Annotated in this window: 16 protein-coding genes, 1 pseudogene and 1 riboswitch; of the genes and pseudogenes, 10 read left to right on the plus strand and 7 right to left on the minus strand. The window is 68.8% G+C overall.

Annotated features, from left to right (window positions below; all coding sequences use genetic code 11):
• The first annotated feature begins 88 nt into the window (after positions 1-88).
• Genes AB4Y72_RS16195 through mutM form a run of 4 tightly spaced genes read left to right on the plus strand, consistent with a single transcriptional unit; the run spans position 89 to position 2,596 of the window.
• Positions 89-613, plus strand: coding sequence for a YceD family protein (locus tag AB4Y72_RS16195; protein WP_377985057.1), 525 nt, complete (start codon positions 89-91; stop codon positions 611-613).
• Between the two features lie 36 nt (positions 614-649).
• Positions 650-853, plus strand: coding sequence for a 50S ribosomal protein L32 (rpmF, locus tag AB4Y72_RS16200; RefSeq protein WP_009356569.1), 204 nt, complete (start codon positions 650-652; stop codon positions 851-853).
• 21 nt (positions 854-874) lie between these two features.
• A complete protein-coding gene (gene rnc / locus AB4Y72_RS16205; protein ID WP_441427166.1) occupies positions 875-1,597 on the plus strand; it encodes a ribonuclease III in 723 nt (240 codons plus the stop codon).
• 9 nt (positions 1,598-1,606) lie between these two features.
• The gene (mutM, locus tag AB4Y72_RS16210) at positions 1,607-2,596 is read left to right on the plus strand and encodes a bifunctional DNA-formamidopyrimidine glycosylase/DNA-(apurinic or apyrimidinic site) lyase (RefSeq protein WP_441427167.1); all 990 of its coding nucleotides are present in this window, start codon (positions 1,607-1,609) and stop codon (positions 2,594-2,596) included.
• 26 nt (positions 2,597-2,622) lie between these two features.
• Here mutM and AB4Y72_RS16215 read toward each other — a convergent pair whose 3' ends face one another.
• From AB4Y72_RS16215 to AB4Y72_RS16225, 3 genes are read right to left on the minus strand one after another with little or no spacing between them, the layout of a single operon-like run.
• The gene (locus tag AB4Y72_RS16215) at positions 2,623-3,612 is read right to left on the minus strand and encodes an NAD-dependent epimerase/dehydratase family protein (protein ID WP_441427168.1); all 990 of its coding nucleotides are present in this window, start codon (positions 3,610-3,612) and stop codon (positions 2,623-2,625) included.
• Positions 3,609-6,275, minus strand: a complete 2,667-nt coding sequence (locus AB4Y72_RS16220; protein ID WP_441427169.1) for an alpha/beta fold hydrolase — start codon at positions 6,273-6,275, stop codon at positions 3,609-3,611. The genes AB4Y72_RS16215 and AB4Y72_RS16220 overlap by 4 nt, the downstream gene beginning before the upstream one ends.
• Positions 6,269-7,291: a 3-oxoacyl-ACP synthase III gene (locus AB4Y72_RS16225; protein WP_441427170.1), complete on the minus strand. Its 1,023-nt coding sequence runs from the start codon at positions 7,289-7,291 to the stop codon at positions 6,269-6,271. The genes AB4Y72_RS16220 and AB4Y72_RS16225 overlap by 7 nt, the downstream gene beginning before the upstream one ends.
• Positions 7,292-7,566: 275 nt before the next feature.
• Between AB4Y72_RS16225 and smc the strand changes: the two genes are divergently transcribed.
• Together smc and ftsY are read left to right on the plus strand one after the other, a co-directional pair.
• Entirely contained in the window at positions 7,567-11,211 is a 3,645-nt protein-coding gene (smc, locus tag AB4Y72_RS16230) for a chromosome segregation protein SMC (protein WP_441427171.1), read from the plus strand.
• 104 nt (positions 11,212-11,315) lie between these two features.
• Positions 11,316-12,524, plus strand: coding sequence for a signal recognition particle-docking protein FtsY (gene ftsY / locus AB4Y72_RS16235; RefSeq protein WP_441427172.1), 1,209 nt, complete (start codon positions 11,316-11,318; stop codon positions 12,522-12,524).
• Between the two features lie 86 nt (positions 12,525-12,610).
• On the opposite strand, the gene AB4Y72_RS16240 is transcribed toward ftsY, so the two are convergent.
• Together AB4Y72_RS16240 and AB4Y72_RS16245 are read right to left on the minus strand one after the other, a co-directional pair.
• On the minus strand, positions 12,611-14,212 hold the full coding sequence (locus AB4Y72_RS16240; RefSeq protein ID WP_441427173.1) for a hypothetical protein: 1,602 nt from the start codon (positions 14,210-14,212) through the stop codon (positions 12,611-12,613).
• Positions 14,213-14,362: 150 nt separating this feature from the next.
• Positions 14,363-15,511 (minus strand): MFS transporter, encoded by a 1,149-nt coding sequence (locus tag AB4Y72_RS16245; protein WP_441427217.1) that lies wholly within the window; start codon positions 15,509-15,511, stop codon positions 14,363-14,365.
• 353 nt (positions 15,512-15,864) lie between these two features.
• On the opposite strand from AB4Y72_RS16245, the gene AB4Y72_RS16250 reads away from it, so the two are divergent.
• Together AB4Y72_RS16250 and AB4Y72_RS16255 are read left to right on the plus strand one after the other, a co-directional pair.
• Positions 15,865-17,247: an ammonium transporter gene (locus AB4Y72_RS16250; protein ID WP_441427174.1), complete on the plus strand. Its 1,383-nt coding sequence runs from the start codon at positions 15,865-15,867 to the stop codon at positions 17,245-17,247.
• Positions 17,244-17,582 (plus strand): P-II family nitrogen regulator, encoded by a 339-nt coding sequence (locus tag AB4Y72_RS16255; protein WP_028276847.1) that lies wholly within the window; start codon positions 17,244-17,246, stop codon positions 17,580-17,582. The genes AB4Y72_RS16250 and AB4Y72_RS16255 overlap by 4 nt, the downstream gene beginning before the upstream one ends.
• Positions 17,583-17,870: 288 nt before the next feature.
• Here AB4Y72_RS16255 and AB4Y72_RS16260 read toward each other — a convergent pair.
• A pseudogene (locus tag AB4Y72_RS16260) lies at positions 17,871-19,154 on the minus strand (glucose-6-phosphate dehydrogenase); the annotation flags it as partial.
• Between the two features lie 152 nt (positions 19,155-19,306).
• Here AB4Y72_RS16260 and ffh point away from each other — a divergent pair.
• Positions 19,307-20,893, plus strand: a complete 1,587-nt coding sequence (ffh, locus tag AB4Y72_RS16265; protein WP_441427175.1) for a signal recognition particle protein — start codon at positions 19,307-19,309, stop codon at positions 20,891-20,893.
• Between the two features lie 85 nt (positions 20,894-20,978).
• Positions 20,979-21,713: an alpha/beta fold hydrolase gene (locus AB4Y72_RS16270; protein ID WP_441427176.1), complete on the plus strand. Its 735-nt coding sequence runs from the start codon at positions 20,979-20,981 to the stop codon at positions 21,711-21,713.
• A gap of 9 nt (positions 21,714-21,722) precedes the next feature.
• On the opposite strand, the gene thiC is transcribed toward AB4Y72_RS16270, so the two are convergent.
• On the minus strand, positions 21,723-23,558 hold the full coding sequence (thiC, locus tag AB4Y72_RS16275; protein ID WP_441427177.1) for a phosphomethylpyrimidine synthase ThiC: 1,836 nt from the start codon (positions 23,556-23,558) through the stop codon (positions 21,723-21,725).
• Positions 23,553-23,660, minus strand: a riboswitch (TPP riboswitch). (Overlaps the previous gene by 6 nt.)
• Positions 23,661-23,678: the final 18 nt, after the last annotated feature.

Here is a 23,678-nt window from a genome sequence, read left to right on the forward strand (position 1 = left end):
TTTGAGTCCGTCCGGAAGTTCAGGCTAAGATGGTACGTCGGTCATATGTTCAACAGGAGTTCTCATTAAACGAGATGCTAGTTCGCCCCTGGCGTTCGACGTCAAGGACCTCGGACGCAGTCCGGGAAGCATGCGGACGCTGAAGGAACATGTACCCGCGCCAAGTGACCTTGGCGTGGCGCTCATTGGCGTGCAGGAAGGCTCGGATGTTGAGCTGGATCTGCGGCTTGAGGCCGTACACGAAGGAATTCTGGTATCAGGAACCGCGCTCGTTGAAGTAACTGGCGAATGCGGCCGATGCCTGGATCCCCTTGCGTATGACCAAGAGGTCGATGTGCAAGAACTTTTCTTCTACGAGGACGCTGTGTTCTCCGACGAAGAAGACGAAGAAGAGCAACGTCGAGTCGAGCACGATCTAATCGATCTTGAGCCGGTGTTGCGGGACGCAGTTGTCACCATACTGCCGTTCCAGCCGGTGTGCCGGGAAGACTGCCAGGGCCTTTGCTCCGAATGTGGAGCACGCCTGGAAGACGAGCCGGGGCATCACCACGAGGTCGTAGATCCTCGTTGGGCCGCCCTGGCTGACTTGGCTAAGCCTGACCGGCAAAACTGATTTGTAAGTGTTTTTCTAGAGAGAAATGAGTTAGCCGTGGCTGTCCCGAAGCGGAAAATGTCTCGCTCGAATACCCGCGCCCGCCGCTCCCAGTGGAAGGCAACTGCCCCCCACCTGGTGAAGACTGTCGAGAACGGCCAGGTCACGTACAGCCTGCCGCACCAGGCAAAGGTCGTTACCGACTCGGCTGGCACCGCGCTGTTCCTTGAATACAAGGGCCGCAAGGTCGCAGACGTCTAATCCGCCAACAGGCTGAAAAAGATGTCTTCAACTGAAGAGCTTCTGAAGCGTCTCGGTGTCACTATTGACGCCGGGACGCTTCGTCTTGCGCTCACACACCGTTCCTACGCCTACGAAAACGGCGGCATTCCCACCAACGAACGGCTCGAGTTCCTGGGTGACTCCATCCTGGGCTTCTCCGTTACTGATGCTCTGTACCGCGACAACCCCACCCTTCCGGAAGGGGACCTGGCCAAGCGCCGTTCCGCCGTCGTGAGCACCCGGGCCCTCGCCGGCATCGGGCGCAGCATCGGGCTGGGCGAGTACATCTACCTCGGACAGGGCGAAAAGCTCACCGAGGGCAAGAACAAGGCTTCGATCCTCGCGGACACCATGGAGGCGCTCATCGGCGCCACCTACCTCTCCAACGACATCGAGACGGCCCGGCAATTGGTCATGCGCCTGGTCGGGCCGCTGTTGAAGGATGCCGCGGCCCTGGGCGCCGGAACTGACTGGAAGACTTCCATCCAGGAACTGGCCGCCAGCCGGCAGCTCGGAACCATCAACTATGCGGTTGAAGGCTCGGGGCCGGACCACGCCCGCACGTTCGAGGCCGTGCTGCGGATCGGCGGCACGGACTACGGCACCGGCAGCGGCAATTCCAAGAAGGAAGCCGAACAGGAAGCCGCCGCCGACGCCTGGCGCCGGCTGACCACACCGTCGGTACCCGAGCCGCAGCAGCTGCACCCCCAGACCGGCAGCTAGGCGCCGGCGGTGCCTGAACTGCCCGAAGTCGAGGTGGTCCGCCGCGGCCTGGTGAGCTGGGTGCGCGGCCGGACCATCACGTCAGTCGACGTGCTTGATCCGCGATCCCTCCGACGGCACGCGCTGGGCCCGGAGGACTTCGCCGGCAATCTCGTCGGCGCGCGGGTGCTGGACGTGGTCCGCCGCGGCAAGTTCCTGTGGATGCCGCTGGCGGACACGCCCGCCCCCGCCGACGACGGTGCCCCCTCCGGCGACGCTGCACTGTCCGGCGACGCGGGATCCGGCGTCGCGCTCATGGCCCACCTTGGCATGTCGGGGCAGCTGCTCATGCAGGACCCCGGCGTCCCGGACGAAAAGCACCTGAAGGTCCGGCTGCGGCTCAGCCCGGCCGCGGGCATGCCCGAACAGCTCCGGTTCGTGGACCAGCGCATCTTCGGCGGGTTGTTCCTCACTTCGCTGATCCCCACTGACGACGGCGGCCCGGGCGGCCTCGCCGAAACGCCGCTGCCGCTCATCGCCGAGGAAGCCGCCCACATTGCCCGGGACCCGCTCGACCCCTGTTTTTCCTTCGATACCTTCTACCGGCGCCTGCGGTCGCGCAAAACCGGGCTCAAACGGGCGCTGCTGGACCAGGGCCTGGTCTCCGGGATCGGAAACATCTATGCGGATGAGGCCCTCTGGAAAGCCCGGCTGCACTACGCCCGGCCCACCGAGACCTTGCGCCGCGCTGACGCCCTCCGGGTGCTCGACGCCGCCCGTGAGGTCATGCTGGACGCCCTGGCCGCCGGCGGCACGAGCTTCGATTCGCTCTACGTCAACGTCAACGGAGCTTCCGGGTACTTCGACCGCTCCCTGAACGCCTACGGCCGGGAGGGCCTGGAGTGCAGGCGCTGCGCCGCCGCCGGCCTCGTGAGCCTCATGCGGCGGGAGCAGTTCATGAACCGCTCGTCCTATACCTGCCCCGTCTGCCAGCCGAGACCGCGTAACGGCCGCTGGTAGGTAGGACGCGCGGGCCCGCCGGACCCCTAGGGCCTGGATTCTTTCCCCGGCGTGCCGTAGTGCTCCGCCAGCCTCGCCAGCCCGTCGTCCAGGGATACGGCGGGCGTCCAGTTCAGGAGCTCGCGGGTCTCGCGCTGATCGAACCAGTGGGCCGTCGAAAGCTGTTCGGCGAGGAACCTGGTCATCGGCGGCTCGTCGGCCCTTCCGGAACGGGCCCAGAGCTTCTCAACGACCGATCCTGCCGCCCGCGCGAGCCTGCCCGGCACCCGCCACGACGGTGCGGGAACGCCGCCCGCGGCACAAATGCCCGCCAGCAGTTCGCCGACCGGGCGGGGCTCGCCGTTGCTGATGACCAGCGCCCGGCCGTGAATGTGCTCCACGCGGTGCAGGGCGGCGACGATGGCCGCGGCTGCATTGTCCACGTATGTGGTGTCGATCAGAGCCGCCCCAGCGTCGAGCAGCGGCAGACGGCCGCGGCCGGCACGTTCCAGCACCCGTTCCACCAGTTGCGTGTCGCCCGGGCCCCAGACGATGTGCGGGCGCACCGCCGCGACCCGGAAGTCCGTCGAATCCGCAGCCAGCGCCAGCAGCTCGGCCTCGGCCTTGGTGCGGGAGTAATCGCCGTGCGCGCGGGCCGGGTCCGCCGGCTCGGCGCCCAGTCCGGCGATGGCAGCCCCGGAATTGGCCACCGACGGGGAAGAGACGAACACCAGGTCCCGCACGCCGGCGTCGCGGGCCGCACGGAGCAGACGGCGCGTGCCTTCGACATTCACCTCGTCGAACTCGGCGGCATGCCCGGTGAAGGAGACCTTTGCCGCCAAGTGGATGACGCCCTCGGCCCCGGCAACCGCGCGGCGGACAGCGGCGTCGTCCGTGACGGACCCGCCGAGGTCCGCCGTGCCGTCGACGCCCGAAGGACGGCGCTGGAAGGTGGAGACGGCATGGCCTTGACGCACCAGCAGCCCCGCCACTTCGCGGCCGAGCAGGCCGCTCGCGCCGGTGACCAGGACCTTCATGGCGTGCCCGGACGGCCGCCGGCCAGCACCGCGGAAGCCCAGCGGGCCAGGCGGGTCCTGTCGATCTTGGCGTTGTGGCGGATGTCGGTCGGCTGGGAGGGGACGACGAGCACGGCGGACACGCTGACGCCCGCCTGGCCGGCAGCAGCGCGCACCCGTCCGGCGAGCTGCAGTGCGGCCGGCCCGGCCCGGCGCACGGGCGGAACGGTTTCGACGACGGCGACGACGGCCTGCGTCCCGGGCGGGCCGACTCCGACGACGGCGGCCAGCCCGACGTCATCCAGGCGCTCGATGGCCCACTCGGCCCCGACGGGCGTCACCACAGCACCCGGCGCGGTCACGACGTGCGCGAGGCGGCCTTCCACCCAGAGCCGCCCGGCGGCGTCGAAGTGCCCGACGTCGCCGGTGCGGTGCCAGCCGGCCGTGCGGACGCTCTCGCGCTGCGTCAGCCAGAGCCTGTCGTAGCTTTCCTTCACGTGCGGGGCGCTGACCAGGATCTCGCCGGTCAGTCCCGCCTCCGTGACGGGGCTGTTCCCGGGTGCTGAGCCGTCCGCGGCGAGCGGGATGACTGCCACACGGGCGCCGTGCACCGGCAGGCCCACGCACACGCCGTTGCCGGCCCCCGCCACGGTTCCTGCCGCGGCGTCGGCCTCGGCGGCGCGGATCTGTTCGAGGCTGATGTCCGTGACGGGCAGCGCCTCGGTCATTCCGTACGGGGTGTGCAGCGAGGCCCGGGGCAGCAACAGCTGCACCTCTGCGAGGAGGGCGGCGGGGACAGGCGCGCCAGCGGAGAGCAGCAGCTCCACGCGCCCCAGCGCCGTGTGCCCGGCACCGTCCAGACTGCCCTGGGTCGCGACGACGTTGCGCAGCGCCGCGGGCGACGCGAAGGCCACCGTGGCGTCGATCGCCGCGGCGGCGTCCGCCAGCGCTCGCGCTGTGAGCGTGCGTGGCGCGGTCACGTCCATGGCGGGCGTCACCGACACTGCTCCCAGCGCAGGTCCCAGCAGGGCGAACGGGGCGAATCCCGCCACCAGGCGTGCGCCGGGGCGGATCGACAGCGTCGCGGCCACGGTGTCCCGCATCGCGGCCAGCTGCCGGTGCGTATAGACCACGCCCTTGGCCGGACCGGTGGAGCCGGAGGTGAAGAGTACCGCGGCGGGGGCGTCCGGGCCCGGAGCTTCACCCGGTTCCGGGCCGAGCGTGGCTCCGCGGCGGGCGAGGGCGGCGAGGGACGCCTCGACGGCGAGGACGCGGCGGCGGGCAGCCGGCAGGTCCCGCACACTGATGCGCCGGCCGGGCCAGCGAAGCACCGACGCGGCGGCCAGGGCCTTGTCGATCCCGATGAGGTAATCCGGGGTCGCGCCCTTCACCGCGCGGCTGAGGCCGCGGGTGCCGAGGCCGGCGTCGGCCACCACCACCACGGCGCCGAGCCGCAGGCAGGCGTAAAGGACCACTGTCAGATCGACGCCCGGCGGGACCATCAGGCTCACCCGGCTGCCCTCCCGGACACCGGCTTCCCTCAGACCGACTGCGAGAGCGGTGATATTCCGTTCCAGCTCCTGCCAGCTGAGCGATCGGGCGACGCCGCCGTCGTCGGCCATCTCCGCGACGGCGGTGTCCCCGCCGGCAGGTCCTGCCGCCAGCTCGGTGAGCGGAGCCCACAAGGGTGGCAGCCCTGTGCCGGGTTCCGGCGTCGGGGGTTCCGGTACCGGGTCGTCCACGGGCGCGCTGTCCCGGCCGCGCCCGGCAAGCCACTCGAAGACCGGGGTGGCAATGTCCCGGTCTTCCGCGACCAGGTGGCCGGCGCCCTCGAAGCGGTGGACTTTCGCGTGCGGCAGCCGGCTGATGAGGTCCTTGAGGTACCGGTCGGAGAAGATCGGGTCCCGCGGCCCCCAGAGCATCAGGGCCGGAACTTTCAGCCCGCGCAGCCCTTCGGCGACGCGGCTGAGCGCCGGGAAGCTGGGATGGGACGGGTCGGCAGGAATGTCGGCGACAAAGTTCCCCACGCCGGCGCGGCGGTCGGCACTCCGGTAGGGGGCCACGAAGGCGCTGCGGACATCCGCGGCCAGCGGCGGGCGCGCCAGGGAATGCGTCACACGCAGGAAGGTGTCCGACGTCGTGGTTCCCCAGCGGTGCACGGCAGGGTGCAGCGCCAGCCGCAGGGCAGGAGGAACGGGTGAGCCGGCGGGCTGGTGGACAGCGGTGTTGGTCAGCACCACCCCGGCGAGCTGCTGAGGATGTGCCAAGGCCCAGCCGAGGCTGATCACGCCACCCCAGTCGTGGCCGACGGTTACCACCGGCCCGTCCAGGCCGAGTGCGGCGGTGAGGTCGCCCAGGTCGTTGATCCGGTCCGCCAGGCGCCGGAACGTGCCGGTGCGCTCGGAGAAGCCCATATCCAGCTGGTCCACCGCCACCACACGCCACGGATGCGCGGGGTCCGAACCGGCGGCCAGCAGGGTCCGCCACAGGTACGACCACGTCGGGTTGCCATGCACGCATAGCAGCGTGCCGGCGGGAGTCAGGCCGCGGCGGGCGAGCTGCGCCCCGTTGTCGAGCAGGTGCCAGCGGCGCACGGTCCCGGACTCATCCGCGGCGGAAGTGGACGCCACATCGATGTCGCGCGACCAATCAGGGTCGACGCCGGTCCAGTCGGCGGTTACCAAACGATTTCCAGCATGGCGGTGTTCAGGCCGGAACCGACGCCCATGCACAGCACGCGGTCCCCGGTCCCGAGGGTCTGCGCCTCGGCTGCGAGGGTCATGGGCAGGGAGGCCGGGCCCACATTGCCCCAGCGCGGGAACGTGATCGGCACCTTGGCCGGGTCCAGGTCGATGGCGTCGATGATGGCCTGCGTGTAGGCATTGCTGACCTGGTGCGTCACGTAGCGGTCCATGGAGGCCCAGTCCCACTCCGGCTGGGCCTCCTGCCAGGCGTCGACCACGAGTTGCAGGCCGCCATCGAGCAGGCCCTTGGTGTCGGTGGCCATGCCGTCGATGCCCCCAACGCACAGTTCATGGTGCTCGGTGCCGGCGCGCATCACACCGCCGACGATCCGGTGCGCCCCGGGATGCTGGGCCGCGGGGCCCAGGACGGCCGCAGCGGCTCCGGAGCCCAGGGTGAGCGTGGCGAATTCGCGGTTGAAGTCCTCGCGGGTCGTCTCGGGCCGCTGCAGCCGCGCCAGGGTGGCCTCCTGCGTGGCCTGGGCATCCTCACCGTTGACGATCATCGCGTACTTGATCTGGCCGGAGTCGATCATGCTGGCCGCGAGGGTCATGCCGTTGACGAATCCGAGGCAGGCGTTGGCGAGGTCGAAGTTTATGGCAGACGACGGCAGGCTGAGTGCGTGGTGGATCTTCACCGCGACAGAGGGTTCGAGGTTGCGCCGCGTGACCGAGGTGTTGATCAGCAACCCGACGTCGGCCGCTTCGATGCCGGCCTCGGCGAGGGCCTTCGCACCCGCCTCGATCGCTGCGTCGTCGAATGATGTCCCCGGGGCCCACCAGCGCCGGTGCGTGATGCCGGCGACCCGTTCGAGCAGCCTCGGCGGGAACTTCAGCCGCCGCAGGGTCGAAGCCAGCTTGCGGTCGAAATCCGTGGAACTCACGATCGTCGGAGCCTCGACGCTGCTCACCGAAAGCAAAGCGGTGTTCTCGTGCCGGAATGTTGCATTCCCTACCAATTCAAGCCCCTGTTCGTGTCCGTCCTGCGCCCCGGCCTTTGACAGCACCTTCAAGCACAAGCCCAAGGGCTTAACTATGCCCGGTGCGGGTCAGTTCCTGCACATGCCGCCGATGGCATCTGCGGCGGCTTCGCACGGGGTCTGCGCAAAATTCCCGCGGCTCCGCACTAGATTGTATGTATCCGGGGCCGTCCCCGAACATCCGCGTCTGTCCAAAACCATGCTTTTTCGTCCAACAGCGTGCCCAGTCCGCCGAGCAGGAGATCCGAAATACTTTGCACCTCAAGAGCCTGACCGTCCGGGGATTCAAGTCGTTTGCCTCCGCGACGACGTTCGAATTCGAACCCGGCGTCACCGCCGTGGTGGGCCCCAACGGCTCGGGCAAGTCCAACGTGGTGGACGCGCTGGCCTGGGTCATGGGTGAACAGGGTGCCAAGACGCTCCGCGGCGGCAAGATGGAGGACGTGATCTTCGCGGGCACCTCGGGCCGGCCGCCGCTCGGCCGGGCGCACGTCTCGCTGACCATCGACAACAGCGACGGCGCCCTCCCGATCGAGTACAGCGAGGTCACGATCTCGCGAACCCTCTTCAGGACCGGCGGCTCGGAGTACGCCATCAACGGAGCGGGCTGCCGGCTGCTGGATATCCAGGAACTGCTCTCCGATTCCGGCCTGGGCCGCGAGATGCATGTGATTGTCGGCCAGGGCCAGCTGGACAAGGTCCTGCACGCCACCCCGGAGGACCGGCGCGGCTTCATCGAAGAGGCCGCCGGTATCCTCAAGCACCGCCGCCGCAAGGAAAAGACGGTCCGCAAACTCGAGGCCATGCAGGCCAACCTGTCCCGGCTCAGCGACCTCACCGGCGAGATCCGGCGGCAGCTGACCCCGCTGGGCAAGCAGGCTGAAGTGGCCCGGCGCGCGCAGAGCGTCCAGTTCGAGGTCCGGGACGCGCGCTCACGCCTGCTGGCCGACGACCTCGTCCAGCTGCAGTCCGCCCTGGCCCAGGACGTCGCGGATGAATCGGCGCTCAAGGCCCGCCGCGCCGTCGTCGAACGCGACCTCGACGCCGGACGGCAGCGCCAGGCGAGACTCGAGCAGCTCGCTGCCGAGGCCACGCCCACGCTGAACGCCGCCCGGGAGAACTGGTATTCGCTCTCCACGGGGCGCGAACGGCTCCGTTCCCTGGGCTCCCTTGCCGAAGAACGCCGACGCCTGCTGGGCGCGGCGGACGTCGTTCCGGACACCGGCCGGGACCCGGACCAGCTGGAGCGGCAGGCCGCCCGCGTCCGCGACGAGCAGTCGGGGCTGGAAACCCAGATCCTGGAACGGACAGCGGGGCTTGACACCGCGACGGCCGCCAAACAGGACGCCGAACGCGCCGCCGCCGCCGAGGACCAGCGGCTCGCGGCCCTGCTCCGGGCCGCCGCGGACCGGCGCGAAGGCCTGGCAAAGCTCGCGGGGCAGGTCGGCGCGGCACGGTCCCGCGTCGAGTCTGCCCAGGCCGAGCTCGGACGGCTCCGCGAATCACTCAAGGCCGGCGAGGAGCGCCGCCGGCAGGCACACAGCGAGTTCACGGCCCTCGAATCGCAGGTGGCAGGCGCCGAGGACGGCGAGGAATCGCTCGACGCCGAGTACGAGGCCGCCAGCGCGGCCCTGGACACCGTCCTGGCCGAGATCGACGAGCTGGAAGCGGCAGAGCGCGAGGACGAGCGGGAACGCGGTGCCCTCAAGGCCCGCCGCGATGCCCTGCAGCTCGGCCTGAACCGCAAGGACGGCTCCGAGCACCTGCTCGGCGCGGCCTCCGCAGACCTGGCCGGCGGGGATCTCGGAGCGGGCATTCTGGGGTCCCTGGCGTCCATGATCACTGTCGAGGCCGGATTCGAGCCCGCCGTCGCCGCGGCACTCGGCGCAGCCTCCGACGCCGTGGTGGTCCGGGACCGGGACACCGCCGCCGCTGCCGTGCGGCTGCTGCGCGAGGACGACGCCGGCCGCGCCGCGCTGCTGCTGGCCGATTCTCCCGCTAGCGCGCGGGACGGGTCCGCGCTGCCGCCGGGCGCCGCTTCGGCCGGCGGGACCACGCTCCCCGCGGGCGCGCGCTGGGCCGCGGGCTTGGTTTCCGCCGGGCCGGACGCGGCAGGCCTGCCGCTGGCCGCCCTGCTGGCGGGCATTGCCGTCGTCGACGGCCTGGACGCGGCGGCGGAGCTGGTCACAGCCCATCCCGGGCTCACCGCGGTGACCCGGGCAGGGGACGTCTTCACGGCACTGACCGTCGCCGGGGGGTCCGCGACGGCCCCTTCGCTGCTGGAAGTCCAGGCCGCCGTCGACGACGCCGCCGCAAAGCTTGCCGCCGTCACCGCGGCGCTCGAACGCCACCGCTTCTCCCTCGCCGCCGCCCGGGCCCGGCGCGCCGAAGCCCAGGACCGTGCGGACGCGGCCCTCGCGAAACTCCACGACTCGGACGCGAAACTCGCGGCCGTCGCCGAGCGCCTGGGGCACCTCAACTCCGTACTGCGCAGCGCCGTCGGGGAAAGCGAACGCCTGGCCGCGTCCCTGGCCAGGGCCGAGGCCAACATTGCCAGCGAACAGCTGGCCCTCGAGGCGGTGACGGCGCGCCTCGCCGCGGCCCAGGAAGCGCCCGCGGAGCAGGAACCCTCCCCGGAGCACCGCGACGCGCTTGCCCTGGCCGCCTCGCTGGCCCGCACGGCCGAGATGGAGGCCCGGCTCGCGCTGCGCAGCGCCGAGGAACAGCTCACGGCCACCCGCAACCGGGCCGCGTCGCTGGAACGGGCCGCCGCCACCGAACGCCGCGCCCGTGAGGAAGCCGCGGAACGGGCCCGCCGGCGCCGGCTCCAGGCGGGGCGGGCGGCCGCCGTCGCCGACGCCGTGCAGCACGTGATCGGGTTCATCGACGTGTCCGTGGAGCTGGCCCGCCGCGAGCGGGACGGCGCCGAGGAACACCGGGCGGAAATGGAGCGCGACCTTGCCGCGGTCCGGAGCGGCAACGACGCCCTGGCCCGCGAGCTGGCCGAGCTGACCGACTCCGTGCACCGCGATGAGCTCGCCCGCACGCAGCAGCGGCTGCGGATCGAGGCACTGGAACTCAGGAGCGTGGAAGAGCTCGGGCTGACCGCAGATCAGCTCGTGGCCGACTACGGTCCGGACCGGCCCGTCCCGATACCGGCCGGCGACTCGGGGGACAAGTGGGCCGCCCTGCGCGCACCGGTGGACGAGGACGGGCGCGAGATCCCCGACGGCAAGCCCTTCGTCCGGGAGGAGCAGGAGAAGCGGCTCAAACGCGCCGAACGCGACCTCTCGGCCCTGGGCAAGGTCAACCCGCTGGCGCTCGAGGAGTTCGCCGCGCTCGAGGAGCGCCACCAGTTCCTCAGCACCCAGCTCGAAGACCTCAAGTCCAGCCGCAAGGACCTGCTGGACATCATCAAGGAAGTCGACGAGCGCGTCCAAAAGGTCTTTGCCGAAGCGTTCGAGGACACGTCCCGGCAATTTGTCCGCGTCTTCGCCCGGTTGTTCCCGGGCGGCGAGGGCCGGCTGGTCCTCACCGACCCCTCGGACATGCTCACCACCGGCATCGAGGTGGAAGCCCGGCCGGCCGGCAAGAAAATCAAGCGGCTCTCGCTGCTTTCCGGCGGTGAGCGTTCCCTGACGGCGGTGGCGCTGCTGGTGGCCATCTTCAAGGCCAGGCCCTCCCCGTTCTACGTCATGGACGAGGTCGAGGCGGCGCTCGATGACACCAACCTGGGCCGGCTCATCACCATCTTCGAAGAGCTGCGCGAATCCAGCCAGCTGATCGTCATCACGCACCAGAAGCGCACCATGGAAGTCGCCGACGCCCTCTACGGCGTCACGATGCGCGGCGACGGCGTTTCCACGGTCATCAGCCAGCGGATCGGCGTCGAAAGCTAGGCGGGCAGCAGGGCCACGCCGGGCGGGGGACAGGCGCTGTGCCGGGCCGGACGGAACGAATGCACTGGCCACGGCCCATTTGGGGATTGTGAGAAGCTAGGGGAGTGAACGACATCCTCCCCATTATTCTGCCCATTCTCGCTGTCCTGGTGGTCCTCGGCGCGCTGATTCCGGTGCTCATGAAGACCCGGAAGAACGTCAGGAACTATCCCGGCACGCGTGACGCAAACGACCCCGTGCAGGCCCCGGGAGCCGGAACCCTTGTGGAGGACCGTCCCGCGCAGGCACCGGAGCGGCCTGCACCGGACGCCGGCGGCCTGGCAGGTCCCGAAACGATTGAGGTGCCGGACAACGCCGCCGGCCTGGAAACCGTGCCGGTGGAAACCCCGCTGCCGGTGGCAGGGCGGCTGATCCGGCTGCGCGAGCGGCTGGTCAAGTCCAACAACATCCTGGGCAAGGGCCTGCTGGCCCTGCTTTCGGCGGACAAGATCGACGAAAACGTCTGGGATGAGGTCGAGGAGACCCTCCTGCTGGCCGACCTCGGCACCGAACCGACGATGCAGCTCGTGGATGCGCTCCGCGAACGCGTCAAGGTGATCGGCACGCGGGACCCTGAGCACGTCAAGGCGCTGCTCCGCGAGGAACTCATCAAGCTCGTGGACCCCACCATGGACCGCAGCCTGAACGTCCAGCGCCACGCCGACAAGCCAGCCGTCATGCTGGTGGTCGGTGTCAACGGCGTCGGCAAGACCACCACCGTGGGCAAGCTCGCCCGCGTGCTCGTGGCCGAGGACAAGGACGTGCTGCTGGGCGCGGCCGACACTTTCCGCGCCGCCGCCGCCGAGCAGCTGGCCACGTGGGGTGCGCGTGTGGGCGTGCCCACCGTGAAGTCGGACATCGACGGCGCCGACCCGGCGTCGGTGGCCTACGAGGCCGTCAAGGCCGGCATCGACCAGGAAGTCGACGTCGTCATGATCGACACCGCGGGGCGCCTGCAGAACAAGGTGGGCCTGATGGACGAGCTCAGCAAGGTCAAGCGGGTCATCGAAAAGCTCGCCGAGGTGGACGAGGTGCTGCTGGTCCTGGATGCCACCACCGGCCAGAACGGGCTGAACCAGGCACGGGTGTTCTCCGAGGTGGTGAACATCACCGGAATCGTCCTGACCAAGCTGGACGGCACCGCCAAGGGCGGTATTGTGGTCGCCATCCAGAAGGCCCTCGGTGTTCCGGTCAAGCTGATCGGGCTGGGCGAGGGCGCTGACGACCTCGCCCCCTTCGACGCCGAAGCCTTCGTGGATGCGCTGCTGAATTAGCAGGCACCACCGCAAGAAAAAGTGCCCCGGTCCTGTGTGGACCGGGGCACTTTCGCGTTGCCGCCGGGGGCGGCCGAAACGACGGGTCAGTAGCTGAAGTGGAGCACCGTCGCGGTGCCGGCGGTCAGCTTGAACTTCTGCGTCTCGGAACCGTAGGAGAAGCCCGGCACAGTTGTCCGTTTGGCGGCCGGGACGGGACCGGCCTTGGCCCCGTCGATCACCGTGCTGTCCTGGGCGTCCAGGCGGGGGCCGCTGAGCTGCGTCATGGTTCCGGTCAGGGCACGGCCGGGCAGGCTGAGCGTCACCTCTGTCTGGGCGGCCTTCGCCGGGTCGTTCTCGTTGACGATGACCACGGTGGTGCTTCCGTCCGCGTTCTGCAGCGCGTAGCTGTTGGACGAGCCGCCGCCCTTGCTGTCCAGATTGAGGAACTTGCCGGGCGCCAGGTCGGCGACCATCGCCATGCCGAAGTAGTTCGCACGGGGGACCATCTCGCCATTCGGCTCCAAGTAGGCGCCGCCGCTGCAGATCACGGACATGGGCGGGCCGCCCTTGCAGGTCGCCATTGAGCTATGGAAGCCGAGCCGCGTGATGCCAAGCCGGGCGGCATTCAAGGCGTAGTCGACTGCCCACAGCGCTGTCGCGTGCGTCTTGGTGGTCTCGTTGGAGCCGGGGCATGCGGACATCCCCGTCTCCGCGAGCCAGGTCTCCAGGCCGCCAGCCTTTGCCGCGTCCAGGGCATGCTGCTGGTAGCGGGCCGAGCGCTGGCGAGCTGCATCGCCCAGCAGGTTGGAAATCGTGGGAAAGCCCTCCGAGCTCGTGTCCGAGCAGCTGTAGAGCGGGTAGTTATGGAAGGACAGGACCTTCTTCTGCGGCAGATCGGCGTCGATAAAGGGCTTCCACCACTTCTGGTCATAAACTCCGGGCCCGGAGATGACGACGTTGGGGGCCACCGCGTAGATGGCGTCGGCATAAGCCTTGAGCTCTGCGGCGTACTCGTCAACGCCGTAGTTGGCCGGTCGCAGCTTTGTAAGGACGAACCCGTTCGGTTCGTTCCCGACCGTGAAGCTCAGCAGACGCGGGCCGAAGATGCTGGACGCGTGCTTGATCATGTCCGCAGCCCGGGCAGGGTCGTAGTGTCCAAGGTCCACGGTGAGGCTGATCTTGGCATTCGTCGCGTTCAGAAGGGCGGCCACCCGCTGAAAGTCTTCCGGGGTGACCACTTTGGCCACGCGGGTCGCGTCCCCCTTGTAGTTGGACGGGAGCGCCTCGCCCGTGGACGTCCAGAAGAACCGGCGGTCGACGGCGTTCCCTCCGAACCGCAGTACGGTGTCATCGGAGGCCTTGAGCAGCTTCACCATGGAGGCGTTGTCGGCGCTCAGCGCGGGATCCGCCAGATCGGTCGCTTCCAGCGAAATCCCGACGGTGCCCTTGTTCAGGGAAGTTCCCGCGGCCTCGTTCTTCACCGTCAGTTCCAGCGGATCCACGTGCTCCAACGGGGAACCGCTGGGCGGCGGAATCTGCTTGTAGTAGGTGACGGCCGGAGCCTTGCCCGTCGGGGCAGGCTTCATCGGCGGGTTCTGGACGGTCGCTTGAGCGTTCCCGGCCTGGTTGGAATTCAACGACACCGTGAGCAGGACGGCAATCAGCGCAACGACGGCAACGGCCGCGATGACCCCGATAAGCCGCATCCTGGTGACTCTGCGGGGTGGCCGGGGTCTGGTGGAGCCAGGCTCCCTGTCGAGGGGCGGGTGGTCAGTATCGGGCATGACGGATTCTCCAGCAGTCTTGGTCGGTTTGCCCCTAGCCTAGCCAATTCCTGGTGGCCCGCCTGCTACGACTCAGGCGGGCGGCCGCTTGAAGGTTTCGCGGGCCGGCAACCAGGCCGCCGCGGCGGCCAGCAGCATGCCGCCGGTGATGCCGAAGGCCCAGCCGTAGCCGAGCCGGTCTGCCAGCAGCCCGGCCACCACGGGCCCGACGATCGCGCCGCTGTCGGAGGCCATCTGGAAGACGGCCAGGACCCGGCCGCCGGAGCGTTCATTGCCGATCACATCGGCAATGGCAGCCTGCTGGGCCGGTCCGAGCAGCCCGGAGCCGATCCCGGCGCAGGCGGACGCGAACAGGAACCAGGGCAGCTGGTGTGTGAACCCGATCGCCGCCGTGGCCGTGCCGGTAACCACCAGCCCGGCTAGCAGGAGGGGCTTGCGGCCCAGGTTGTCCGCCAGCCGGCCGGAGAACGTCAGTGCCACCGCGTTTCCGCCCGCAAACACGGCCAGGGCCCAGCCGGCGGACTGCGGCCCGGCGCCGAGGGCCACGACGGCGAACAGCGGCACCGTGGCCATCCTCACCCCGAAGGTCGCCCAGCCGTTGGCGAAGCTGGAAAACAGGCCGGCCCGGTAGGCGCTGTCCCGCAGCGCGTCCTTCAGTTCCATCGCCGGTGCCGTGGCGCCGGATTCCCGCGACGCGGCCGGTACGTGGCTGAGCTGGGTCTGCACCACGAGGGCGGCCAGCAGCAGCGCTGCCGCGTAGGCAAGGAACGGCACCCGCAGGCCGAAGCCGGCGAGCAGGCCGCCGACGATCGGCCCGCAGACGTTGCCAATCAGGAACGCCGACGCGTAGGCCCCGGAGACCCGGCCGCGGCTTTCCGGCGGCGCGAGCCGGACCACGAGTGCCATGGACGCCACGGTGAACATCACCGAACCCGCGCCGCCCAGGCCACGGAAGACCAACAGCTGCCAGTAGTCCTGGGCGAAGGCGCACGCCGCGGTCGACGCCGCCACGATCAGCAGCCCGGCGACGTAGACGGGCCGTTCGCCCAGCTTCACGATCAGCGCGCCGCCGGCCGGGGCGAAGACGAGCCGCATGAAGGCGAAGATGCTCACGATCACGGCCGCCGCCGTCGCGCCGACGTTGAACGTGGTGGCGAACTGGGGCAGCACCGGTGCGACGAGGCCAAATCCGATGGCGATCAGGAAGGCCGCCACCAGCATCACCTTGATGTCCCGGGGCAGTCGCGACCGCCCCGGCGCCAGGGAGGGCGCCTGGGGGACTGCTGCGCCGGCGGGGCGGGAGGTCTTGCTCATGGTGTGTTCGTCCTTGGGGTTGAAGCTTGGTCAGAAGCGGGGCCGTGGCTGCCGGCCCGGAGGGAAAAATCAAGAGGATGAAACATAACCGTAACAAGTGCGAGACGCACCATTTACGTCCGGGAGGTTCTTGTAACAACCCGGCAATGTAAATCCTCCGCCAGCGAAACACAGCCCCGCGAAACTCTTTACTAGAACGCAAACAATGCGTTGGGACCGGCGGACTACTCCGCACCTAATAGCAAGAGAGGACGTAGACCATGGAACTCACCGCAGGTCTCGTTTGGCTCCTGGTCGCGGCAGCACTCGTGCTGTTCATGACCCCGGGCCTGGCATTCTTCTACGGCGGCATGACTCGCGCCAAGTCGGCTTTGAACATGATGATGATGAGCTTCGTCGCCATTGGAACCGTCGGCATCATGTGGGTGCTGTGGGGCGCTTCGATGGCTACGAGCAACAAGGACAACTTCTTCCAGATCTTCGCGAACCCGTTCAGCCACTTCGGCCTCCACGGCTTCACCGAACCCGCTGACCTGCTCAAGGTCGGCTACGCAGCCACCTTCGCGATCATCACGGTGGCCCTGATCTCCGGTGCGGTCGCCGACCGCGCCAAGTTCTCCGCCTGGGTGGTCTTCACGCCCATCTGGGCCACCCTGGTCTACGCGCCGATGGCCTTCATGGTCTGGGGCGGCGGTCTCTTCTCTGCTGATGGCTGGTTCGGCCAGACGTTCGCACCGGTCATCGACTTCGCCGGCGGGACCGTGGTCCACATCAACGCCGGCGTCGCGGGACTGATCCTGGTCCTGATCATCGGCAACCGCAAGGGCTTCGGCAAGGACCCGAACCACCGCCCGCACAACATCCCGTTCGTCATGCTCGGCGCCGCCATCCTGTGGTTCGGCTGGTTCGGCTTCAACGCCGGTGCAGCCGCGACCGTGGAGCAGGCCGGCCTCATCTGGATCAACACCCTGGCCGCCCCGGCCGCCGCAATGCTCGGCTGGCTCGCGGTGGAGCGCTTCCGCGACGGTCACCCGACGTCCCTCGGTGCCGCCTCCGGCGTGGTGGCCGGCCTCGTCGCCATCACCCCGGCCTGCGCCAACGTCTCCCCGCTCGGGGCGATCGCCCTCGGCGTCGTCGCCGGTGTGGCTTCCGCGCTCGCCGTCGGCCTGAAGTTCAAGTTCGGCTACGATGACTCGCTCGACGTCGTCGGCGTGCACCTGGTCTCCGGCGTCATCGGCACGGTGGCAATCGGCTTCCTGGCCACCCCGACCCAGGGCGCCGCGGGCCTGTTCTACGGCGGCGGCACCACGCAGCTGGTCGCCCAGACCCTCGCGGCCCTGTTCGCCATTGCCTTCACCGCCGTGATGACGTTCATCATCGCCTTCCCGATCCACAAGCTCATGGGCTTCCGGGTATCCCAGGAACAGGAAGTCGTCGGCGTGGACCTGAGCCTGCACGCCGAGACCGCCTACGAGTTCGGCGTCGGCGGCCACGGCGGCAGCTTCCAGCCGCTGCACGAACTGATCACCGGCAAGCCCCTGGGCGGCGAGCCGCGCGAGGAGGGCGCTCTCTCCGCACCTGAGGTGGCTGCCTCGTCCAACGGCAAGAAGAACGCAACGGGTAAGGAAAGTGTGGGGGCATGAAACTGATTACGGCAATCGTTCGTCCGGAAAAGCTTGAGGCTATTCGCGAAGGGCTGGAAGCCTACGGTGTGCAGGGCCTCACGGTCAGCGCGGCCAGCGGCTACGGCCGCCAGCGCGGCTACACCGAGGTGTACCGCGGGGCCGAGTACAACGTGGACCTTCTGCCCAAGATCCGGGTGGAAGTCCTGGCCACCGACGAACAGGCGGACGACATCCTCGATGTCATCATCGCCAGTTCCAACACCGGCAGGGCCGGCGACGGCAAAGTCTGGACGATGGACGTGTTCGAAGCTGTCCGGGTCCGCACCGGGGAGCGCGGCTCGGCAGCCATCTAGCTGCTCCCCGGTCCGTACGCCGGAACCGGCCCTTCCACAGCGGTTCTGACACAGCAGTTCTGACACAGCGGTAATGACACAGCGGTACTGACACAGCGGTTCTGACACAGCGGTTCTGACACAGCGGTTCTGACACAGCGGTTCTGACACAGCGGTTCTGACACAGCGGTAATGACATAGCGGTTCTGACACAGCGGTTCTGACACAGCGGTTCTGACACAGCGGTTCTGACACAGCGGTAATGACATAGCGGTACTGACATAGCGGTACTGACAGCGGGCCGGATGCCTCCTCGGCGGTATCGGCACGCACGGACAGCAGGGGATCGCCGGTGAGGACCCCTTCCAGGACTTCGCCGTACGGGAGGAGCTCGGAGGCGCTCAGCTCGGCCTGCAGCGTGGCCCGGTCCAGGCGCAGGACATCACCGGGGCCGTTCACGTCCACGTCGAACTGCAGCGTGTCCGGGCCGAACCCGATCCTGAGCTGGTTGGGAGCGTCCACTCCCGTGAATCCCTTGGGCAGATAGGGCACCGGCCGGAACGTCACCACGGCTTCCTTGCGCATGCCGCCGAGCGCCTTGCCGGAGCGCAGGATGAACGGCACACCCTCCCAGCGCCAGTTGTCGATCTGCACCTCGACCTCCGCCAGGGTCTCCGTGTCGCGGCTGGGATCCACCCCGGCCTCCTTGACGTAGTCGGGGATCTTGCGGCCGTCGATGGAGCCCGCGGTGTACCGGGCGCGCCGCGTGCTCTTCGCGTAGGGCGCCTTGATGCTGCTGGCGCGCAGCACGGTGGCGATCGCATCGCGGAGGTCCCGCTCATCCAGGGACGCCGGCGGCTCGATCGCCATGAGGGCCATGATCTCGAGCAAGTGGCTCTGGATCATGTCGCGGAGGGCCCCGGCGCCGTCGTAATAACGGGCCCGGCCCTCCAGGGCGAGATCCTCGTCGAAGATGATTTCCACCTTTTCGATGGTCGCGCGGTTCCAGACGGGTTCGAGGAACGTGTTGGCGAAGCGCAGGCCCAGAATGTTCAGGACGGTCGCCTTGCCCAGGAAGTGGTCCACCCGATGGATGTGGTCCTCCGGGACGAGCGCGGCCAGCGTCCGGTTCAGGTGGCGTGCGGATTCCACGTCCGAGCCGAACGGCTTCTCCATCACCAGCCGGGTGCCGGCGGGCAGGTCTTTCGGAGCCAAGGCCTCGCACGCCAGCTGGCTGATGTGCGGCGGGAGGGCGAAGTAGACGGCCACCGGGCCCTCCAACTGCGCCAGCAGCCCCGCGAGCTGCCCCTCGGCCGTGACGTCGAGCTGGTGGTAGGTGCTCTCCTCGCGGATCCGTTTCAGCTCCCGCTTGCCGTAGGCATCGGCCTGGGAGTTCTCGTCCGCGAAGGATTCCTCGATCCGGTCGAGCCACTGCCCGGACGTCCAGGGATCTGATCCCGCCCCGGCCAGGGTGAGGCCGTCGGCGCGTCCCCGGGCCACCAGGCGGGCCAGTCCGGGCAGCAGGAGCCTGCCGGTCAGGTCGCCCGAGGCGCCCAGGATGAGTAAGGTTTTTACAGTTGTTTGGCTAGTCACCTACGCCAGCATGCCATCTTGAAGGCGCATATTGGTACCCTAGATAGTCGAGTCCCGTTGTCGAGGCGGTTCGTTCAGGCGAACATCAGCCGCGACGCTGGCGAGCCGGACCGGCCGCCACCTGTAGATCCACTGAAAGAAGTGCACGGCGCGTGTTCAATTCACTCTCTGACCGGTTGACAGCAACCTTCAAGAATCTGCGTGGCAAGGGCCGCCTGACCGAGGCGGACGTTGACGCCACAGTCCGCGAGATCCGGCGTGCCCTCCTGGACGCCGACGTCGCCGTTCCCGTGGTCCGGGAGTTCACCGGCCGCGTGCGCGAGCGTGCGCTCGGCGCCGAGGTCTCCGGCGCGCTGAACCCCAGCCAGCAGATCGTCAAGATCGTCAACGAAGAGCTCGTGGAAATCCTCGGCGGGGAAACCCGCCGGATCCGCCTGGCCAAGACCGGGCCCACCATCATCATGCTGGCCGGCCTCCAGGGTGCCGGTAAGACCACCCTGGCCGGCAAGCTGTCCAAGTGGCTCAAGGCCCAGGGCCACAGCCCCATGCTGGTGGCCTGCGACCTCCAGCGCCCGAACGCCGTCACCCAGCTGCAGGTGGTCGGCCAGCGCGCCGGCGTGCCCGTGTTCGCCCCGCACCCCGGCGCTACGTCCACCGAACTCGACCACCCGGCCGGTGACCCGGTCGCCGTCGCCCGTGCCGGCGTCGAGGAAGCCAAGCGCACCCTGCACGACGTCGTGATCGTGGACACCGCCGGCCGTCTCGGCGTCGACGCCGAGATGATGGAGCAGGCGCGCCAGATCCGCCGCGCGATTGTCCCCAACGAAGTGCTGTTCGTGATCGACTCCATGATCGGCCAGGACGCCGTCAACACGGCCATGGCATTCGATGAGGGCGTCAACTTCACCGGCATCGTGCTGTCCAAGCTCGACGGCGATGCCCGCGGCGGTGCCGCGCTCTCGGTCGCGTCGGTGACCGGCAAGCCCGTCATGTTCGCCTCGACCGGCGAAGGGGTGGACGACTTCGAGCTCTTCCACCCGGACCGCATGGCCTCGCGCATTCTCGACATGGGTGACGTGCTGACCCTGATCGAGCAGGCCGAGAAGTCCTGGGACAAGGACGAGGCCGCCCGGATGGCGAAGAAGTTCGCCGACCAGGAAGACTTCACCCTGGACGACTTCCTCGCCCAGATGCAGCAGATCCGCAACATGGGCTCCATGAAGAAAATGCTCATGATGATGCCCGGCGCGCAGAACATCCGCCAGCAGCTCGAGCAGTTCGACGAGCGCGAGATCGACCGCGTCGAGGCCATTGTCCGGTCCATGACGCCGCACGAGCGCGTCGCGCCGAAGATCATCAACGGCTCCCGCCGCGCACGCATCGCCCGCGGTTCCGGCGTCCACGTCTCCGAGGTCAACGGGCTGCTGGAACGCTTTGCCCAGGCCCAGAAGATGATGAAGAAGATGGCCGCGGGCGGCGGCATGCCGGGAATGCCGGGGATGCCCGGTATGGGCGGCGGCGGTGCTCGAAAGGGAGCCAAATCCGCGCCCAAGAAGAAGGCCCGCTCCGGCAACCCGGCCAAGGCTGCGCAGGAACTGCGCGACGCCGAGGCCCGGCGTGCGGCCGGCCCCAAGGCGCTGCCCACCGGGGCGTCGTTCGGCCAGCAGGGCGGCGACTTCGATCCGTCCCAGCTGAACCTGCCCAAGGGCTTCGACAAGTTCCTCGGCGGCAGCAAGTAACCGCAGTTGCCAGGTGCCGCCGGGACTGTGCCTCCGGGACTGTGTCGCCGGCGGCATCAGCACTGAAGTGCCATAGGGTTAGACCATGTTCAAGCAGCGCGTAGTCTTCGTGCACGGGGATGGCAGCTTTGGCGCCGCCGCGTGGCCCAAGCAGCACGGGATGGCGCTGGACTACGACGCGCTGTTCCTGCGGCGGCACGGGTTTGATGCCGTCGCGGAACCGCTGGAAACCAACTTCTCCGCCGACGCCGCCATCGTCCTCGCGTCGCTGGCAGACGACGGACGCGGCGAGGCCGGCGGCCATGTGGTGGCCCATTCGCAGGGCGCCATCGCCGCCATGATGGCCGCCGTCGAGCGTCCCGACCTTGTCCAGTCGCTGACCCTGGTGGAGCCCGCCTGCCTGTCCCTGACCGCGGAGCTCCCGGCCACCGCCGCGCACCGGGCACTGATGCAGCCGCTCTTCGACGTCCGGCACAACCTCAGCGACGATGACTTCCAGCGGGAGTTCATCCGCCGGGCGTTCTCGGCCGATGCGCCGGGGGCCACCACCCCGGAGGCCCTTCGGGCGGCGCGCCGGCTCCGCTTGCAGGCGCCGCCGTGGGAAGCCCCGCTGCAGATCGTGCCCGGCGTGCCGACGCTGGTCCTGACCGGCGGCTGGGAACCGCTGTATGAGGAAATCGCCGGCTACCTGCGCGAGACCGGCGCCCTGCACCGCACGGCCGCCGGAGGGCACCGGCCCCAGGATTCGTCCGACGGGGACCGGGCCATCCGCTCGTTTATCGCCGAGGTCAGCCGGCTCCAGCACGCCCGCGCGTCCTAGCCGGTACCCCTAGGAAGCTGCGGGGCCTCCCACGGAAGGCTCCGGCAAGTAGACCCTGCCGCCGGCCGCCAGGAACTCATTGCTCTTCTCCCGCATGCCGGCCGCCATCTGCGCCAGGGCCGCCTGCGAATCCGCCGATCCGTATTCGTCCCGGATGTCCTGGCTGATCCGCATCGAGCAAAACTTCGGCCCGCACATCGAACAGAAGTGCGCCGTCTTCGCCGGCTCCGCGGGGAGCGTCTCATCGTGAAAGGCCTCGGCGGTCACCGGATCCAGGGACAGGGCGAACTGGTCCCGCCAGCGGAACTCAAAACGTGCCTTGGACAGGGCATCGTCGCGTTCGTTCGCACCCGGATGCCCCTTGGCGAGGTCGGCAGCGTGGGCCGCGATCTTGTAGGTGATCACGCCCGTCTTCACGTCGTCCTTGTTCGGCAGGCCGAGATGTTCCTTGGGGGTGACGTAGCAGAGCATGGCGGTGCCGTAGCGGGCAATCTCCGTGGCGCCGATCGCCGAAGTGATGTGGTCATAGCCCGGTGCGATGTCGGTGACCAGTGGCCCCAGCGTGTAGAAGGGGGCGCCCTTGCAGAGTTCCTGCTGGCGCTCCACGTTTTCCCGGACCAGGTGGAACGGCACATGCCCCGGGCCCTCCACCATGACCTGGACGTCGAACTCCCAGGCCCGCTGGGTGAGTTCGGCCAGGGTATCCAGTTCGGCAAACTGTGCGGCGTCGTTGGCGTCGGCCGTCGCGCCGGGCCGCAGCCCGTCACCGAGGGAGAACGCGACGTCGTACTTCGCGAAGATTTCGCATAACTCGTCGAAGTGCGTGTAGAGGAAGTTTTCCCGGTGGTGCGCCAGGCACCAGCCGGCCATGATCGAACCGCCGCGGGACACGATGCCGGTGACCCGGTTGGCCGTCAGGGGCACATACCGCAGCAGCACTCCGGCGTGGATGGTCATGTAGTCCACGCCCTGTTCGCACTGTTCGATCACGGTGTCCCGGAAGATCTCCCAGGTCAGGGCGTTTGCCTCACCGTTGACCTTTTCCAGCGCCTGATAGATCGGGACCGTGCCGATCGGGACGGGGGAGTTGCGGATGATCCATTCGCGCGTGGTGTGGATGTCGTCCCCGGTGGAGAGGTCCATCACCGTGTCCGCACCCCATTGGGTGGCCCACTGGAGCTTGTCGACCTCCTCGGCGATCGAGCTGGTCACGGCGGAGTTGCCGATGTTGGCATTGATCTTGACCAGGAACGCCTTGCCGATGATCATCGGCTCCGACTCGGGGTGGTTGACGTTGTTGGGAATGATCGCCCGGCCCGCGGCCACCTCGCTGCGCACGAGTTCAACGTCGCAGTTCTCGCGCAGCGCGACGAACCGCATTTCCTGGGTGATGACGCCGTCCCGGGCGTAGCGCATCTGCGTGACGGTCCTGCCCTCGACGGCGCGGCGCGGCACCGGGCGCCCGCCCCGCCATTCGGCCGACGCCGCACCCCGGCGCACGGCCGACTTGCCGTCGTCGAGCAGCTCCCGTTCCCGGCCGTCGTACGGTTCCGTGTCCGCCCTTGCCTCGATCCAGGGGGCCCGGAACGGCTCCAGCCCGCGGACCGGATCGCTGCCCGGGCCGGCCGTGCGGTAGACCCGGAATGGAGGGTTCCGGACGCCGCCCGGCGAGGGCTCAAGGGCAATCTCGGTCACCGGGACGCGGATGCCATGCTCCGAGTCTGTGTTGAAGGCCAGCGAGTGGGCCTTCAACGACTGCGTGGGTTGCGGAGACTCGGTTTGGCCCGGCCGAATCCCGGTCGGCTGATTTTGGACACGGCTCTGCTGTGGATTTGTGGTGCTCAAGGATTGCTCACTTCCTTCGCCGGCATTACCCGGACAGGTTCAACGGTCGCAGGCTGCGTCAGCCGGATCTCAGCCCCTGCAGGGGCACCCGTGTGGTCGTAGATGAAGCTACCACGTGCC

It is taken from the genome of Arthrobacter sp. YAF34 (assembly GCF_052113245.1).
Taxonomy (GTDB): Bacteria; Actinomycetota; Actinomycetes; order Actinomycetales; family Micrococcaceae; genus Arthrobacter.